This window comes from Photobacterium damselae, assembly GCF_003026815.1.
GTDB lineage: Bacteria > Pseudomonadota > Gammaproteobacteria > Enterobacterales > Vibrionaceae > Photobacterium > Photobacterium damselae.
Genome location: NZ_PYOG01000002.1, coordinates 186,595 through 203,006 on the forward strand (window position 1 = coordinate 186,595; position 16,412 = coordinate 203,006).

Annotated in this window: 13 protein-coding genes; 5 read left to right on the forward strand and 8 right to left on the reverse strand. The window is 41.2% G+C overall.

Annotated elements, in window-relative coordinates; translation table 11 throughout:
- Nucleotides 1–90: 90 nt before the first annotated feature.
- The 4 genes from CTN07_RS03750 to rlmC all read left to right on the forward strand — a co-directional run bounded on the left by CTN07_RS03750 (nt 91) and on the right by rlmC (nt 4,200).
- Nucleotides 91–1,122 carry a succinylglutamate desuccinylase gene (locus CTN07_RS03750; RefSeq protein ID WP_005298880.1) on the forward strand — a complete coding sequence of 344 codons (1,032 nt, stop codon included), beginning with the start codon at nt 91–93 and terminating at the stop codon, nt 1,120–1,122.
- An 83-nt stretch (nt 1,123–1,205) separates the two neighbouring features.
- Nucleotides 1,206–2,201 carry a vitamin B12 ABC transporter permease BtuC gene (gene btuC / locus CTN07_RS03755; RefSeq protein WP_005298881.1) on the forward strand — a complete coding sequence of 332 codons (996 nt, stop codon included), beginning with the start codon at nt 1,206–1,208 and terminating at the stop codon, nt 2,199–2,201.
- Nucleotides 2,201–2,962 carry a vitamin B12 ABC transporter ATP-binding protein BtuD gene (gene btuD / locus CTN07_RS03760; protein WP_036764943.1) on the forward strand — a complete coding sequence of 254 codons (762 nt, stop codon included), beginning with the start codon at nt 2,201–2,203 and terminating at the stop codon, nt 2,960–2,962. The genes btuC and btuD overlap by 1 nt, the downstream gene beginning before the upstream one ends.
- A 98-nt stretch (nt 2,963–3,060) precedes the next feature.
- Nucleotides 3,061–4,200, forward strand: a complete 1,140-nt coding sequence (gene rlmC / locus CTN07_RS03765) for a 23S rRNA (uracil(747)-C(5))-methyltransferase RlmC (RefSeq protein ID WP_005298883.1) — start codon at nt 3,061–3,063, stop codon at nt 4,198–4,200.
- A 53-nt stretch (nt 4,201–4,253) separates the two neighbouring features.
- Here the strand turns inward: rlmC and CTN07_RS03770 are convergent, their stop codons facing one another.
- The 7 genes from CTN07_RS03770 to CTN07_RS03805 form a co-directional block, all read right to left on the reverse strand.
- The gene (locus CTN07_RS03770; protein ID WP_005298884.1) at nt 4,254–5,297 is read right to left on the reverse strand and encodes an FUSC family protein; all 1,044 of its coding nucleotides are present in this window, start codon (nt 5,295–5,297) and stop codon (nt 4,254–4,256) included.
- Nucleotides 5,298–5,469: 172 nt separating this feature from the next.
- The gene (locus CTN07_RS03775) at nt 5,470–7,128 is read right to left on the reverse strand and encodes a putative transporter (protein ID WP_005298885.1); all 1,659 of its coding nucleotides are present in this window, start codon (nt 7,126–7,128) and stop codon (nt 5,470–5,472) included.
- Between the two features lie 464 nt (nt 7,129–7,592).
- The gene (locus CTN07_RS03780; protein WP_005298886.1) at nt 7,593–8,279 is read right to left on the reverse strand and encodes a TSCPD domain-containing protein; all 687 of its coding nucleotides are present in this window, start codon (nt 8,277–8,279) and stop codon (nt 7,593–7,595) included.
- A 28-nt stretch (nt 8,280–8,307) separates the two neighbouring features.
- Nucleotides 8,308–10,458 carry an adenosylcobalamin-dependent ribonucleoside-diphosphate reductase gene (locus CTN07_RS03785; protein ID WP_005298887.1) on the reverse strand — a complete coding sequence of 717 codons (2,151 nt, stop codon included), beginning with the start codon at nt 10,456–10,458 and terminating at the stop codon, nt 8,308–8,310.
- A gap of 437 nt (nt 10,459–10,895) precedes the next feature.
- Entirely contained in the window at nt 10,896–11,906 is a 1,011-nt protein-coding gene (locus CTN07_RS03790; RefSeq protein WP_005298890.1) for a porin, read from the reverse strand.
- Nucleotides 11,907–12,219: 313 nt separating this feature from the next.
- On the reverse strand, nt 12,220–13,245 hold the full coding sequence (locus tag CTN07_RS03800) for a porin (protein ID WP_005298891.1): 1,026 nt from the start codon (nt 13,243–13,245) through the stop codon (nt 12,220–12,222).
- Nucleotides 13,246–13,572: 327 nt separating this feature from the next.
- Complete coding sequence (locus CTN07_RS03805) at nt 13,573–14,199, reverse strand: thiol:disulfide interchange protein DsbA/DsbL (RefSeq protein ID WP_005298893.1); 627 nt, start codon at nt 14,197–14,199, stop codon at nt 13,573–13,575.
- Between the two features lie 253 nt (nt 14,200–14,452).
- Here CTN07_RS03805 and yegD point away from each other — a divergent pair, with 253 nt between their 5' ends.
- Entirely contained in the window at nt 14,453–15,805 is a 1,353-nt protein-coding gene (gene yegD / locus CTN07_RS03810; RefSeq protein ID WP_005298895.1) for a molecular chaperone, read from the forward strand.
- A gap of 104 nt (nt 15,806–15,909) precedes the next feature.
- Here the strand turns inward: yegD and CTN07_RS03815 are convergent, their stop codons facing one another.
- A complete protein-coding gene (locus CTN07_RS03815; RefSeq protein WP_036763678.1) occupies nt 15,910–16,218 on the reverse strand; it encodes a high-potential iron-sulfur protein in 309 nt (102 codons plus the stop codon).
- Nucleotides 16,219–16,412 lie beyond the last annotated feature (194 nt).

The window sequence follows — 16,412 nt, forward strand, 5'->3', positions numbered from 1 at the left end:
TCATTACGGAGATTGTTCACTAAAAAATGTCTTGATGTCTTCGGGTATAAAAATAATAAGTCAGCACAATTGTAAATGGGAGAAAGTATCATGACATATACAGATTGGGTTCAAAGAGGTCAGTGGTTAGCCGCGACTTGTGATATGTCCTTACCGTTTACTCAAGAAGAGTGGACCTTACCATCTGGTATCTTATGCCGTTCTTTAGATCGTGGTATTTTAGAGTTCAATCCACCACAATTACCCGCTCAAACTAAAGATATTATTTTGTCATCGGGTGTTCATGGTAATGAAACCTCTCCAATTGAATTATTAGACCGTTTAGTCCGCGATATTATGGCTGGACGATTGGAGTTATCACATCGTTTATTGGTGATGATTGCTCATCCAACTGCCATCAATAATCAGACTCGATTTATTGAAGAGAACCTTAACCGTTTATTTCAAGTGAAAAACGAACCAAGAAATCTAGAGTGTGATATTGCTAATAATCTGCAAGATATTGTCTCTAATTTTTATGGTCGTTCAACGGCTGTTGCACCTGAACGTTGGCATTTAGATCTACATTGTGCAATCCGAAAATCTCAACATTACCGTTTTGCTTTGAGTCCATTTACAGATAAGCCGACACGTAGTGCTTCTCTATTCTCGTTTATTCAACAAGCAAACTTGGATGCGGTTTTATTATCAAATCGACCATCATCAACATTCAGTTGGCACAGCGCAGAATATTTTGGGGCGCAGGCTTTAACGATTGAACTTGGTCAAGTTGCACCACTTGGTAGAAATGATTTAACTCAGCTAGATGATTTTGATCGGGCAATGCGATTATTAGTATCAGAGCCTCAATTAGTTGAAACCAAGTGGGATAGTAATAAAACGCCTGTTTATCGTGTGAATCGAACTCTCATAAAGCAAAGTTCTGATTTCTTCTTTTTATTTCCAACTGATGTTCCTAATTTTACTTTCTTTGATGAAGGCGAGCACATTGGTGGTGATGGAGAAACTCAATTTTATATCGAGCAAGGTGGCGAAGCGATTGTGTTTCCAAACCCAGATGTTGCTATTGGTCAACGCGCAGTATTGCTAGTAAAACCAACAAGCATCGAAGAAATCCTCTAATCACCGAATATTAAGATGCATGATACTTTCTATTTATAATGAGAGCGGTTATTGTTGTAGCTCTTATTTGAGATATCAACATCATGCAACTTAATCATCTAATTCAAAAGCAAAATGCACGCTGGCGATGGGCCTTTATCGGAGCGGGCGTTTTGTTGCTTCTTATTTGTCTCTTTTCCCTCGCGGTAGGGGAAATTTGGATTATTCCATGGTCGCCAGAGAGTGATTTAGCGAAACAGTTACTGTTAGAACTTCGTCTTCCGCGCTTAATTGCTGCAATATCGATTGGAGCCGCATTAGCTGTTAGTGGTGCGGTACTTCAAGTATTGCTAGCGAACCCTTTAGCTGAACCTGGCGTATTAGGTATCTCTGGGGGAGCAAGTTTGGCTTTAGTGGTACTAATGTTTGTTTTACCCGTTGTACCTTCGCCATGGATTTCTATGTTGACTGCAATGGTGGGTGCGTTGCTGTTTACGTTTATCTTAGTCATGCTTTCTCGACAAAGGAAAGTGACAACAACTCGCTTATTACTCATAGGTGTTGCTCTTGGTATTTTATCGGGAGCGGTGGTGACATGGTCGTTCTATTTCAGTGATGATCTTTCTATGCGCCAATTGATGTATTGGTTAATGGGAAGTGTTGCGGGAGTGAGTTGGCAGCAATTGATACTGCTGGTGCTATTATTGCCAATGATTGTTTGGTTATGTACCCAAGGTCGTCAGCTCGACATTCTCATGTTGGGTGAATTACAAGCCAAACAGTTGGGATTGGATATTACTAAGCTGCGATGGAAATTGATTCTGGCGATTTCATTGCTAGTTGGGATCTCGGTTGCTTTAGGTGGGGTTATTGGCTTTGTTGGTTTGGTGATTCCACATATCTTACGTTTGGCCTTAGGGACAGATAACCGTTTCTTAGTACCACTTTCTGCTCTGTGTGGTGGGTTGTTGTTAGCGTTCGCTGATACTTTATCGCGCATTGTATTACCCGCTGCCGATTTGCCTGTTGGAGTGGTAACCACAACGTTAGGCGCGCCGATATTTATTTGGATGTTACTGTCACAGGCGGAGACAAAATGATGCTACTTCACGCGAAAAATTTAGCACTACCGCCTAGGCTACTACCCATGTCTTTTTCCATTAAAGGAGGGGATATTGTTCATTTAATCGGTCCTAACGGCAGCGGAAAAAGTACCGTAATGTCGTTATTATCAGGGCTAGAAATTGGACAGGGTGATGTATTTCTAGATGAATGCTCAGTAGCTCAATTAGATTTAACTTCTTTAGCTCATATTCGCAGTTATTTAACTCAACAAGATAAGCCTGCGTTTGCTATGCGGGTCTACCAATATATGAGCTTAACTATTGCGATGTTTGCCGATCTTACTGATAAACAGGTGAATACCGCCGTTGATGAAATAGCAAACAAGCTTAATATCTCCGATAAGCTGACCCGTAATATTCAGTCTTTATCTGGAGGCGAATGGCAGCGCGTTCGAATTGCAACTGCACTGCTTCAAGTCGACTCTCGAATTAATCCAGATGCGAAATTATTGCTTTTAGATGAGCCCGCAGCAGCTCTGGATGTGGGACAAGAAGCGGCGTTATATCGTATTTTACGCCAAGTGGCTGATCAAGGTATTGCGGTTGTGGTGGCTAACCACGATCTAAATCGTACGCTACGAGAAGCTGATACTGTGTTAGTTCTTAAAAACGGTTCTTGTGTAGCGAAAGGCGCACCAAAGCAAGTTATGACCGAATCTTTACTGCATCGTGTGTTTCAGACCCCCATTAAGAGAATTGTACATCAGGGCCAAGATTGCTTGCTCTTTATGGAATAGCGCTAGGTTTGTGATAACATAGCGCACCTTTATCTAAATCAACGATTCATGTCCTGACATATTATCGTTATTGTTGTTATTTGATTGATTCTCGCCTTATGCATTGTTCACTGTCTGCTTCAAATTTATGTCGTTCTTGTCCTCTATCTTCATTGAGTTATGACCAGCAAATTGAGAAAAAAGATCAGGGTTTGCGTTCACTATTAGCACCTTGTCAGCCTCAACATTGGTTAGAACCAGTGCGAAGTGCGACTCAAGGCTATCGCAATAAAGCCAAAATGGTCGTATTGGGGGCAGCTCATGAACCATGTCTTGGTGCGGTGGCGGTTGTTGATGAAGACAATAAACCGATCAGTTTACGAGCATGTCCTCTCTATCCGCAAGATATGCAAGATTTATTGGCAGCACTGGAGCAATGGATTCGAACATCTGGGATCCCTCCGTACAATGTGAATAAGAAAAAAGGCGAGCTTAAGTTTATTTTACTGACTCGTAGCCATAAAGCGGGTGAGTTTATGATTCGTTTTGTGTTGCGCAGTCATAATGCTATGCCTCGAATTGAAGCGAATCTTGAACGATTGATGACAGCTTTTCCGGCCATTAAAGTCGTATCGGTAAATATCCAGCCTGTACATATGGCTCGGTTAGAAGGTGATGAAGAGATCTTTTTAACTCAAGCACAGCATCTTGATGAGCAGCTTAATGACGTTCCTCTGGTTATACGCCCAAAAAGCTTTTTTCAGACCAATCCAGATGTTGCTGCAAAATTATATGCAACTGCTCGCCAGTGGGTTCGTGAGATAAAACCAAGCGCTATGTGGGATCTATTCTGCGGCGTTGGTGGTTTTGCATTGCATTGTGTAAGCCCTGAAACTGATGTTACAGGTATCGAGATTGAACCAGAAGCGATTGCCAGTGCTCAACGTTCGGCACAGGCAATGGGGATTACAAATCTGGATTTTGCCGCTCTTGATTCGACGGGATTTTCGATGGAGCACGATACTGCGCCTGAGTTGGTGCTGGTAAATCCACCTCGTCGTGGTATTGGTGAGCAACTGTGTCAACAATTAAGTTACTTTGCACCAAAGCATATTATCTATTCAAGTTGTAACCCTGAAACTTTAGCAATTGATATTCAACGCTTAGAGGGATACGAGCTTGAGAAAGTGCAGTGGTTTGATATGTTCCCTCATACCGATCATGCTGAAGTGCTAGTATTGCTCAGCCATAAAGAATAAATACGACTCATAAAAGAGCCCCAGTTTACCGAGATAAACTGGGGCTTTGTTATTTATTGAATCTCATCATGATATTGAAACAGTTTTGCCAGTGTATGTGTGAGTTTGGAAAACTGTCTTGCTAACTCTCGGTTTAACCAAAGATAGCCAAAATAACTGATATCACTGGTGTCATCTTGCTCGTGGTGCTCTCGATTTGGTAATAAATGCAACAGCTTAATTTCATCTTTGTGAATGGGTGTGACATTTTTATCGATAACTTGTCGGCTAAGTCGTTCAAAGCGTCGTGCGAGTTGTTCTTTGGCCTGAGTTAATCCTGGCATATCACTGATTTTTTCTTGTCCCGATTGCGTATCCCAACGTGTACTGACCAATGTTTCTAGCATGGTATAAATACGTTTTTCAATCAGTAAAGCGTTAGTAATAACTTGTTTATTTGGCCCTGACTCTTTTAATGCATGGGGAAGCAGAGCTTGTTGTTGATCGATAAGTTTAGCCAGATCTGTGGTACTGATTGGGTTAAATGTGCTCATCGATAATTCTTGGTTGTGTTGATGATAATACTGACTGCTTTGATCCATAAATTGGCTAACCAAATCTAAAAAATGGTTCGTTGCGCGGGAAGGGAAAACATACAAACTGCAAATAAGAGCGGTCATACCTGCCCATAGTACGTTTATAGTGCGCCACATCGCAGCATGAAAATCTTCAGGCCCGCCACCAGCTACAATTGCAATTGTGATCGCGGTTACTAAAGCGGCGTAAGAGTATTTTTCTTGCGTGTAATACATTGCCGCTAAGATAAACGCGAGAAACATAAAGTGATGCATCCAGCTAAATTGCACCGGGATCAAATAGAGTGATAAACCCAGCAGTGCGCCAAGCATGGTTCCCCATATACGTTGTTTTGCTTTTGATAACACGCCACCAATAAATGGCATAGAACCCATAACAGTGACCGCAGTAATGAGGGCCCAAGTACCATAAGGGATATCAAAAATTCGGGTAATAGACAAAATGAGACTGAAGGTCACAAATACCCGTAAAATATACAAAAAGCGATAATATCGGATAGCAAAACGTTCGTAGTAGTTCATGGAAGTTAGACTTATGTGGACAACCAGTCATCGGGATTGAACTGGCCTGTTTTAATCATCCTACAAATAATAGCATGATTTAGATCACATATTTAAGGCAAGAATGTAAGATTGATTGAATAGAATAAAAAAGCAAGCCACCCAAATGAGGAAGTGTGGTGGCTTGCAATGGTTACATCGCCCAAAGAAGCAGAGCGAGTAACTGTGGGGATATTATGCGTAAACACATAACAAGAGGGTAAACCGTGGCGTAAGACAATGCTGCAGCACCACTGGTTGGGTGAAGTCCATTTGCAAAAGCTAACGCGGGTGGATCGGTCATGGAACCTGCTAGCATACCGCAAATGGTTAGGTAATTAAGTCCACCAAACATTCGTGCAACGATTGCTGTAATCATTAGAGGTAAGAAGGTAATAAGAATCCCGTAGCCCATCCAACTTAAGCCATCACCATTGACTAAAGTATCAACAAAGCCTCCGCCTGATTTTAATCCCACCACCGCTAAGAAAAGAACAATACCAATTTCACGTAACGCTAAGTTCGCACTAGGTGGCATAAACCAGTACAGCTTACCTATGCTACCGATTCGAGCCAAAATAAGAGCAACAATGAGGGGACCTCCGGCTAAACCAAGTTTGATTGCTGCTGGAAAACCGGGTAGATAGAGTGGGATAGAACCGAGTAATACCCCTAAACCGATGCCGATAAAGACAGGCAGCATTTGGACTTGTTGTAACTTTTGATGCGCATTACCCACCAGCCCACTTACGGCTTCAATGGCTTCTTGGCGTCCGACCAGATTTAAAATATCACCAAACTGTAATGATGTTTGGCTCGTTGGTACAAGTTCAACGCCAGCTCGGTTTAAGCGAGAAACCACAACATCGTATTTCTCCTTTAATTCCAGATCGCGGATTTTTTTACCCAATACAATTTCATTGGTAACCACTAAACGCTGGACTCGAAGATCTGTACCTCGGGTTGAAAGTGATGTATCGACTTCTTCACCAATCACTAAGCGGGCTTTATCCAGCGCTTTAGGATTACCGACAAGGTGTAATAAATCGTTGGTTTCTATGCGTGTGTTAGGTTTTGGAATATAGAGTTGGCTGCCTCTTTTAAGACGGGAGCAGACAATTGATCCTTCAGTAAGTGCTGGAACTTGGCTTAAAGTAAGTCCATTAAGATTTGGGTTTTTAACCGCAACATTGATGGTGTGAAGGCTCTCTGTTTTCTTACCATTATTGCTATCATATTCATCAGCTTCATGGTCAACATTGACTTTAAACAATAAGCGTACCAGCCACATAGTTAGCAAAATACCGCAAATACCAAAAGGATAAGCAACTGCATAGCCCATACCCGTTAAATCAAGCATGGATTCATTTGCACCTAATTCAGACAATATCTGCTGTCCGGCACCTAATGATGGGGTATTGGTTACCGCTCCTGAATAGACACCTAAAATAACAGGAAGAGGTACATCGAAGAATTGATGAAGTAAAATTGCGACTAAACAGCCAATAACAACGATGAGAGCGGCAAAACCATTTAGTTTTAAGCCGGAGCTACGTAGAGAAGCAAAAAAGCCAGGGCCGACCTGAATACCGATGGTATAAACAAATAAGATCAAGCCAAACTCTTGGATAAAATGCAGCGTATGGGCATCAAGAGCAATACCCCAAGCATCGGTATAATGACCAACAATGATCCCACCAAATAATACGCCACCAATACCTAAACCAACACCACGGATCCGCCAGTTACCCATCCATAGTCCCAGCACTGCTACCAGCGCAAGTATGCTGATAGAGAGCGCAATGTCACTCATAAAGAGCCTCCTAATTTTCCATAAAATCCATTTAGTGGTACCAGCATAATTGCCGACCCTAGGTAACGCTGAGTTTGGGGGTAGGGGGACTCAGTAAGAACTGATTTCGCAATGGTACGAAAGGAGTGGTTAGGGAGTAGTTCTACCTAGCGGATAGAGTTTGTTGTTATTGTTTATTTTTCTATCTGGTTCTGTCTTGATCCAAAATGCCGTCATTGGCTCTCTTGCCCAAACAGTGTTACGCAAACATACACCTATAAATACGCCAAATAAATTCGTGGGTTAAGTCTCATTTTTACAAAGTGTGCACTGAGTTGAAAAAGCAACTGTAACGCTTATGAGTATGTATGTGTGATGTAGGTCTCTTGTTTGCAATTTGTTACAAGTAAATCGTCGATACAAAAAAGCCCACCAGAATTGATGGGCTAGAAGTAATTTAAGCTACAGCGTACAAGATTAGATCATTAACCGCACTTTGAGTCACCACAGTTAAGGCAGGTTTGGCAGCCATCTTTAACGACCACAGCTTTGGCATGACACTTATAACAAAGGGTTGCACTTGGTGGAAAATTGCTATCAGCATGTTCTTGCTCGTTACTGACTGAGTTACCGCTCAGCTCTGCTTTTTTTGCATCAATAAATGCTTGTTGATGTTGATCTAACTCAGGCTTATTGATCATGCCGATTTCAATCAAATGCATTTCAATGATATTGCCAATTTCAGCAATCAAAGATGGAACGTACTTACCCTGATTCCAATAGCCACCCCTAGGATCAAAGACAGATCGCAACTCTTCGACTAAAAACGTACAGTCACCACCTTTACGAAAAACAGCCGACATAATACGGGTTAACGCCACAATCCATTGATAATGTTCTAAGCTTTTAGAATTAATAAACACCTCAAATGGGCGACGTATTTCGTGCTCGGTTCCCTCATTAAGGACGACATCATTAATTGTGATAAATAGAGAGTGCTCTGAAATATGCTCTGGTGTTTTAAGCTTATAAGTTGCACCAACTAATTTTTCAGGGCGAGGCATAGATTCATGCATCTGCTCTAAAGGTGCGGTCTCTTCTTGAATTGGTGTTCCTTCAACGTGGTTTTTGACTTTAAAACCCACAATATTTTGTTCAATTTTTCTAACCATAATTTTGTACCTAGAATCGGAGTGCTGACTAGAACTTACCGTAGTAACCTTCTTTTAATGCATCGTATAAATTGGCTGCGGTATGGATTTCACCGTCGTACTCAATCTGTTCATTGCCTTTTGCTTCAAAGGTAGAACCATCTGCCAGCGTAAAGACATAAGTCGTATTTTCGAGGTCTTTCTCTTTAACCAAAACGCCTTGGAATACTTCTGGGTTAAAACGAAATGTCGTGCAGCCTTTTAGCCCCTTGTCATAGGCGTCCATATAGATATCTTTAAAGCTTTCAAAAGCAAAGTTTGTTGGAACATTGGCAGTTTTCGAGATTGAAGAGTCTATCCAGCGTTGTGCCGCTGCTTGAACTTCCACATGTTGACTTGGCGTAATATCGTCAGCTGTGATGAAATAGTCCGGTAACATGGCGTCAGGCTCGGTACTGTAAGGCATCGCTTTATCGTTGATGAGTTCTCGATAAGCTAATAATTCATAGCTATAAACATCAACACTTTCTTTGGTTTTCTTTCCTGCCACGATAACATTTCGGGTGTAGTGATGAGCAAAGCTTGGCTCAATACCATTGCTCGCATTATTGGCAAGAGAAAGCGAAATGGTACCCGTTGGAGCGATGGAACTATGGTGAGTAAAGCGAGCGCCAGTTTCCATTAACTGAGTAACTAGCTCAGGTTCAACTTCTGCCAATTGCTGCATGTAACGACTGTACTTGGCATGCAGAATACGGCCTTTAACTTTATCACCTAACTCATATCCATCATCATGCATTTCTGGGCGTTGGCGTAACATCTTTGCGGTTACTTCAAACTCTTGTTCCATAATAGGTGCGGAACCTTTTTCTTTGGCCAGTTCAAGAGCTTGTTGCCAACCCACTACTGCTAATTCGAGAGCAACTTGTTCGGTAAAAGCAACAGATGCTGCACTACCATATTGGTGTCTTAGCATTGTTAACGTTGAACCCAAACCGAGAAAACCCATGCCATGACGACGTTTATTTTCAATTTCATGGCGCTGTTTTTCTAATGGGAGATGATTGATTTCAACAACGTTATCGAGCATTCGAGTGAAAATGGCCACCACTTTACGAAACTCTTTCCAGTCAAATTCAGCTTGTTCGGTAAAAGGATAGCGAACAAATTTGGTCAGATTAACCGAGCCTAGTAAGCAAGCACCATAAGGCGGAAGAGGTTGTTCACCACAAGGGTTGGTCGCTCGAATGTCTTCACAGAACCAGTTATTGTTCATTTGATTGACTTTATCGATCAAAATAAAGCCCGGCTCTGCATAATCGTAAGTGGACGTCATAATGATATTCCACAAATTACGAGCAGGTAGAGTGCGGTAAATCTTACAAGCTACTTGGCCTAAATCATTTTCAATCAGATCAGTTGTTGTTGGCCAGTCTGCCCAAACCATGGTTTCATCATTATCAACGTCAATACCATCTTGTGCGATTTCTTTCGCGGTCATTGGGAAGATTAACTGCCATGATAGGTCTTGTTTAACTGCTTCAATAAATTCTTCGGTAATCAGTAATGAGAGATTGAATTGGCGCAATCGTCCATCTTCACGCTTAGCTCGAATAAATTCAATAATATCTGGGTGTCGAACATCCATGGTTCCCATTTGTGCACCACGACGACCGCCTGCCGATGAGACGGTAAAACACATTTTGTCGTAGATATCCATAAAGGAAAGTGGGCCCGATGTGTATGCACCAGCACCAGAGACAAAAGCCCCTCGTGGACGTAAGGTCGAAAAATCATAACCAATACCACAGCCCGCTTTCAGTGTAAGCCCTGCTTCATGCACCTTAGCTAAAATATCATCCATGGAATCTTCGATGATCCCAGATACTGTGCAGTTAATGGTTGATGTTGCAGGTTTATGCTCAAAAGCTCCTGCATTAGAAGTAATTCTGCCTGCGGGAATGGCACCATTGCGAAGCGCCCAAAGAAATTCTTGATACCAATGTTGTTGTAGTTTGGGTTTCTCAAGGGCTGATAGGGCTTTCGCTACCCGTTTGAAAGTATCGTCTAAGGTGAGATCAATAGCATCGCCATACTTGGATTTCAGTCGATATTTACTGTTCCAAATTTCAATAGAAGTTGGCTGGAATGGGATAGTTTGCTTGGCAGTTGTATCCGCTGCGAGGGAGCTTTTCGCCATAAGATAACACCTTTGAATACGTTGATAAGGCAACGAGGTTAAGAGATTGACGTGCCATAGTGTAGTGTTCAAATTATCCAAATTAAGTAACACATTGAGATATTTTGATGAACTGTGATCTTATCGATCCTGTATTGGCAACGCATTTGATCAAACCACTCTAAACTATGATCTTCAAGTCTTGACAATGTGACTAAACCCTTATCCTTCAATAAGTCTAGTTGAGGATTTATGGTAAACAGGAAGGTAAAAGTGCTTAGTTGGTGTAAAACAGCGATGAACGTGTTGAGAACTAATCTCATCTATATCGAGGGTTTGAGTACAAAAATAGTGGATTAAATTATTCTTAACAGGAATGAATATAAGGAAAGTTAAATAAAATACCAGCCAAATCATAGGGGAATTTGACTGGTATTGTTGGATCTTATTTGGTTGGATTAGAAGCTATAACGGACACCTAGCATCAGTTCGTCGTCGGTGTTGTCACCAATGTAATCAGCAGAGGTATAACCTGATGCAACATCTACTAAATTAAATTTATAGCTTGCATAAGCTGCAAAATTTCCCATATAGCGGGCATATTCAATACCAATAAATTCTATGTCTAGCAGAACGTAATCATCAGCAGAATATTTGTTATAGGATATATCAACCATATTGTCGCCAAAGGTGTAATTGGCGAAGGCATCAATGGCGTAGAAGTCAGAATCAGCTATTTTACCGCCTTGATACATTGCCGCACCATAGAAACCATCAAAGCTGTATTTCGCCGCTATAAAGTAAGTATCTGAATCATGCTTTAGATTCGGATTGGTTTTCCAACTGTAAGTTTGATCGCTGGCTGAATAACCTACACCGACACCTAGGTTATTTACTTCATAGGCCAGAGCGACGCCATAACCGTCACTTTGAGAGTCTGAGTTAAAGTTTCCATCGGCTTGGAATGTAATTCCTTCTGGGGTAGTGATGGCATAACGAATGACATTTTTAGCTCGGTCGGCAGAAGCAACGGTGTATTCGTTGGTATAACCACTGTAGGTTTCTGCCATATCAGTCCAATCTGTTAAATAAGTAACAGCGTTGTTTTGGTGGCCGTAGTACAGGTTACCCATACTGGTTTCTGCTCCGACATACATATGACGAGTATTAATATCAACTTCGTCATCAGAGGCAGGATCGGTTTGCTCTGTTAATTCAAACTCATAGCGACCTACAAATGAAATATCTTGGTTATATTCTTGCTTACCTTGCACATTAAGACGTACGCGAGACATATCTTCATATGTACTACTGTTTGATGAGGTTTTATTGGCATCAGAGAAGTTTGCTCGTCCTTCTACTCGTCCACCAATTTCAAAATCTGTGTTGCTGTCCTTGTATACTGTTGCTGCCGATACAGGAAATGCGATACTGGATGCCACTGCTAATGTGATGAATTTAATATTCATTTAGAATTCCTTTTTTGTGTCTATTATCCTGTGAAGTACCGCATGCACTGTCCAAATAGGGATTAAGATGCATATCTCCACCTAATAAATGTAGTCACTAAAGGGATAAATAAATAATTAAGCTCAACGCAAATAATTGCTTTTGTGCTGAATGTATAAAAACAGTGAACAAAAATGGTATGAAGGGAAAAAAGAGCTAAACTCAATGATTAAAATAAAAAAAGGGCACCTAGCAAGTAGGTGCCAAAGAGATGTGACTTTCGCCTCAATCAACAATGAACAGGAGTTTAGGATAAAAAAGAAGTCGGTAAGTTTAGAAGTTGTAGCGAGCTAAAAGGGCAACTTGATCTGCGCCGTTATTGGCTCCATTTTGATCTTTATTCGTTACGCCTAACTTATATTCGGCTGAAAAGACCATGTTCCCAGGAGTCCATGCCGCTCCAACCAAACCATATGAATAACGTGCAGAAGAGTTATCGTCAGCCAAATGGTTATAACCACCATAAACTTGGTATAAACCACCTTCTGCTAAATAAGCTGCAACCAATTCATAACCATAGGCTTTTTTCGCTACGTCAGTCAGGTTACCGTTAATATTGGTATGGTTACGATATTGGCCGTATTGCCCCGCTAAGTAGAACATATCTGAATCGTATTTTGCGCCAAGAGTCCATGTTTTATCATCGGATTCCTGATGGTATTTTGTGAGGTTATAGGCACCACCAAAGCTAAGCCCTAAACCAAGATCATAAGATAGAGCACCCTGCAAACCATAACGACGTTCACCTTCTGATGAACCATCTTCAAATTGGTACTGTGCCGCGACGTTTAAGCCGTTAAAAGAGTTACGATAAGAAATGGCATCATCCGCACGACCTGTACCAGAACCACCGTGGCCATCTCGACCATCGTAGGTGCCCGATGCTTCGCCGCCATAGATCCAAAATACATCAGTCCAGCCAGTGATATCGTAATAAGTCGACCACTGTTTACCCACAGTAATGAGGCCTGCATCTTGATTTGCGAAATAGAGGTTACCTAAACGGTTAGAGAATTCTTGTTTTCCGCTAGAAAGTGCATCATATCCCCATTCCGCTTTTGCCCCTGCTAGCCAGTTTTGCGTCATTCGATGTTCAAAGCCGAAGTTAATTCGAGAACTGGCATTTTCAAGTTCTGTTGTACTGCTCGTATCTTTAGTGCTTTCTGTGTATTGCGCTTTTACTGCTAAGCGTCCGCCAATGGTGACTTTACTATCACCATCTTGATACACGGTAGCGGCTTGAGCTGAAGTGGCTATGCATGCAGCACTGATGCTAAGTGCAAGAATTTTTTTCATCATTGTATGAGTCCTTAAAATTGTGTTTTCACTGCTTGTGTTTGTTTTGTGGACTCATTAAAGCGATAAAATATCTGTAATATTAGTCAAACGTCATCAAGTGTTATGAATGTGAAGTTACATTTTGCAATCAATATAAAATATTAATAATCAATTGGTTAATATTGGTTTGATACATTTGAACATAGTTACAATCAGCCTCAAAAAAGGCAAAGAAATAAGAAACGAATTTGTTATGAGAGTTTGTGTCGAACTGTATATTCTTATTACAAGAAAAAGCCCCGCATAGTGAATGCAGGGCTTTGATCGATTTGGATAGAGCGGGATTGGTTATTTAGCTTCTAGATACTTAATGGTATTTGCTAAATCTTGTAAGCTCTTGTGTGCTGGCGTATTGACTAGGTATTTACCATTAACGATAAAGGTTGGAACCGATGTGATATTAGCCGCCTCAATGATTTTCTGTGCCTGATCCATTTTACTAAACACTTCTTCTTGCTGTGTTTGAGTTAATTGGTATGGACTGTTCATTTTGTATTGTGCAAACAGGTTGTTTAACATCTCTTTGCGCTTGTCCATAGGGGTATCTTTTGGTGTATCTTGAGTATAAGCAAACAATTGTTCAGTCAGCTTATCACTTGGTTCACCATTTGGAGATTGAATCGCTGCAGCGTAGTAGACAAAAGCGGCAAGTTGAGCACTTTCATTAAAGGTTACATGTACACTGCGGATATCTTTCACACCAGCCAGTTTTTTAATTTCAGGCAGCATGGTTTCCATACTACGGCAGTGGCCACAAGATAAAGAAAATACTTCATAGACACCTTGCATATCACTGATTGGTTTAGCAATAGTCATGTATTGATCGCCATCTTTAGGTGTGTTTGAGTCAGAACAACCTGTCAGTGCGAGCGCTAGAAATAGGAAACTGAAAAAAGAACGAAGGATTAATTTCATAATATTGTCTTTCTGCTAATGGATATACCTAAACTTTTGATAAATGTCAGCTTAGGTATAGCCGTTACAAAGTGGGCACAATGTACCTTGGTTTTTAAGAAAACTGTAGTCATTTTAGAGCACTATCTTAAGTAATGGTTCCTGAATCTTATCAATACATTAAATATCAATCACAAATTACACAATTGCTCTCTCTATTTGTCCTGAAATCCGTTACAATCCGCCGCTTTTATTAATGGCGGAGCTTATAGCTATGTTTATTGGATTCGATTACGGAACAGCGAATTGTTCTGTAGCGGTAATGGAAAATGGTCAACCGAAACTACTACCGTTAGAACAAGATAATCCTTATATACCTTCTACATTAGCTGCGCCAACCCGTGAAGCTGTCTCTGAGTATCTCTATCGTTTTATGGGGGTTAAGCCGTTAGATTCAGTGGGTGAGCAAGTATTGCGTCGCGCCGTTGCGTTTAATCGTGAAGAAGACATTATAGTAGAGCAGGGTGACTTACTGTTTGGTCAAGCGGCATTAGATAGCTATTTAGCCGATCCTGAAGAGACCTATTACGTTAAATCACCTAAGTCTTTTTTAGGAGCGAATGGCCTGCGTGATGTGCAGATCAGTTTCTTTGAAGATCTTGTTTGTGCCATGATGAAAAATATTAAGTTGCAGGCAGAGCTATCAATGCAACAAGATATTGTGAATACGGTTATCGGTCGCCCGGTAAACTTCCAAGGAACGGGTGGTGAGAGTGCTAACCTCCAAGCTGAAAAAATATTACTTCAAGCTGCAAAACGCGCAGGGTTTAAAGAGGTTGAATTTCAATTTGAGCCTGTTGCCGCAGGTCTAGAATATGAAAGCTCACTAACCGAAGATAAAACGGTACTGGTAGTTGATATTGGTGGTGGTACTACTGACTGTTCACTTATCCAAATGGGGCCAACATGGCGTCAGCAAGCAGACCGTAGCGCGAGTTTATTGGCCCACAGTGGACAACGAATTGGTGGAAACGATCTAGATATCTATTTGGCGTTTAAACAACTCATGCCTCAGTTTGGCTATGGTTCAAAGACCTTGCGAGGAATCGAGATGCCATTAAGTCAATTTTGGAATCCGATTGCGATCAATAACGTAGCCGCTCAAACGGAATTTTATTCTAACGCTAATTTACGAGCCCTGGATCAATTGCGCCGAGATGCTCAAGAGCCTGAAAAGTTACAACGTCTCATCCATGTTTATCATGAAACTTTAGGCTATCAACTTGTGCGACGAGCAGAAGAGGCAAAAATTGCTTTGTCTGAGCAGCAAGCGTATCAAGTTCATATGCAGATTTTAGCTGATCAGTTCCAGATTGATATTAATCAGCAGCAGCTAGCTGAAGCAATTGATGTTCCAAAAGAGAAGATGCGAGAACTGGTTGTTGAGGCACTGGCTCAAGCTGATACCCAACCTGATGTTATCTTTATGACCGGGGGTACCGCTCGTTCACCGATTTTACGTCAGTGTATTGAGCAGCAGTTGCCAAATATTCCTATTGTTAGTGGTAGTTATTTTGGTTCGGTGACGTCGGGTCTTGCGCGTTGGGCCGATCACTGCTTTAAATAGAAATGCCTAACTTATTCTCTCAGGATCTTGCATTTTGGGGTTATTGAGAGTTTTCATATAGAAAAGAGAGCAATAAAGGCTCTCTTTTCTATTACTGGTAACGGTTATGCTGGTTTGGGCGCATATGCAGAACACCATCCATTAGCATTAACTAACTTACCTGGGAAAATCGCACAGGGACGCCACTCATCTCCATCCTTTCCTTGTATTAGGGCACAGTTGGCACATATTTGCCCATCAACGGTAGATTTATCCACATATTTAAGCGCTTTTGCTTGAGGATCTTCAGGTGAGACATGAGGAATTTCTTCTGCCGATACGGGTTGAAGTAGAATTTTTCCACCGACTGTCATACCTATCACACTGCCTAAACCCAGTTTGAGAAACTGCCTACGGTTTGGTTCTTTCTTCATCTGTAATCATCCTTATTACGATATTGCTTTTTGCATCCAAGTTATTTAATGCTACTTGGATTTTTATATTCGATTCCGCTCTTTAATTATTAGCTTATTTCATCGTGAGTGCATAATTAAAGAGGAGGGAAGTTAAAAAGTGTCACAGGATCGCAAAGCCGAAGATTAATTGAAGTCTGATTGTTTAGGGAGCT

Coding starts and splice junctions, on each gene's coding strand:
- yegD (WP_005298895.1), top strand. CDS start 14,453: ATGTTTATTGGATTCGATTACGGAACAGCGAATTGTTCTGTAGCGGTA.
- CTN07_RS03800 (WP_005298891.1), bottom strand. CDS start 13,245: ATGATGAAAAAAATTCTTGCACTTAGCATCAGTGCTGCATGCATAGCC.
- CTN07_RS03790 (WP_005298890.1), bottom strand. CDS start 11,906: ATGAATATTAAATTCATCACATTAGCAGTGGCATCCAGTATCGCATTT.
- CTN07_RS03780 (WP_005298886.1), bottom strand. CDS start 8,279: ATGGTTAGAAAAATTGAACAAAATATTGTGGGTTTTAAAGTCAAAAAC.
- btuD (WP_036764943.1), top strand. CDS start 2,201: ATGCTACTTCACGCGAAAAATTTAGCACTACCGCCTAGGCTACTACCC.
- CTN07_RS03775 (WP_005298885.1), bottom strand. CDS start 7,128: ATGAGTGACATTGCGCTCTCTATCAGCATACTTGCGCTGGTAGCAGTG.
- CTN07_RS03805 (WP_005298893.1), bottom strand. CDS start 14,199: ATGAAATTAATCCTTCGTTCTTTTTTCAGTTTCCTATTTCTAGCGCTC.
- CTN07_RS03770 (WP_005298884.1), bottom strand. CDS start 5,297: ATGAACTACTACGAACGTTTTGCTATCCGATATTATCGCTTTTTGTAT.
- btuC (WP_005298881.1), top strand. CDS start 1,206: ATGCAACTTAATCATCTAATTCAAAAGCAAAATGCACGCTGGCGATGG.
- CTN07_RS03750 (WP_005298880.1), top strand. CDS start 91: ATGACATATACAGATTGGGTTCAAAGAGGTCAGTGGTTAGCCGCGACT.
- CTN07_RS03815 (WP_036763678.1), bottom strand. CDS start 16,218: ATGAAGAAAGAACCAAACCGTAGGCAGTTTCTCAAACTGGGTTTAGGC.
- rlmC (WP_005298883.1), top strand. CDS start 3,061: ATGCATTGTTCACTGTCTGCTTCAAATTTATGTCGTTCTTGTCCTCTA.
- CTN07_RS03785 (WP_005298887.1), bottom strand. CDS start 10,458: ATGGCGAAAAGCTCCCTCGCAGCGGATACAACTGCCAAGCAAACTATC.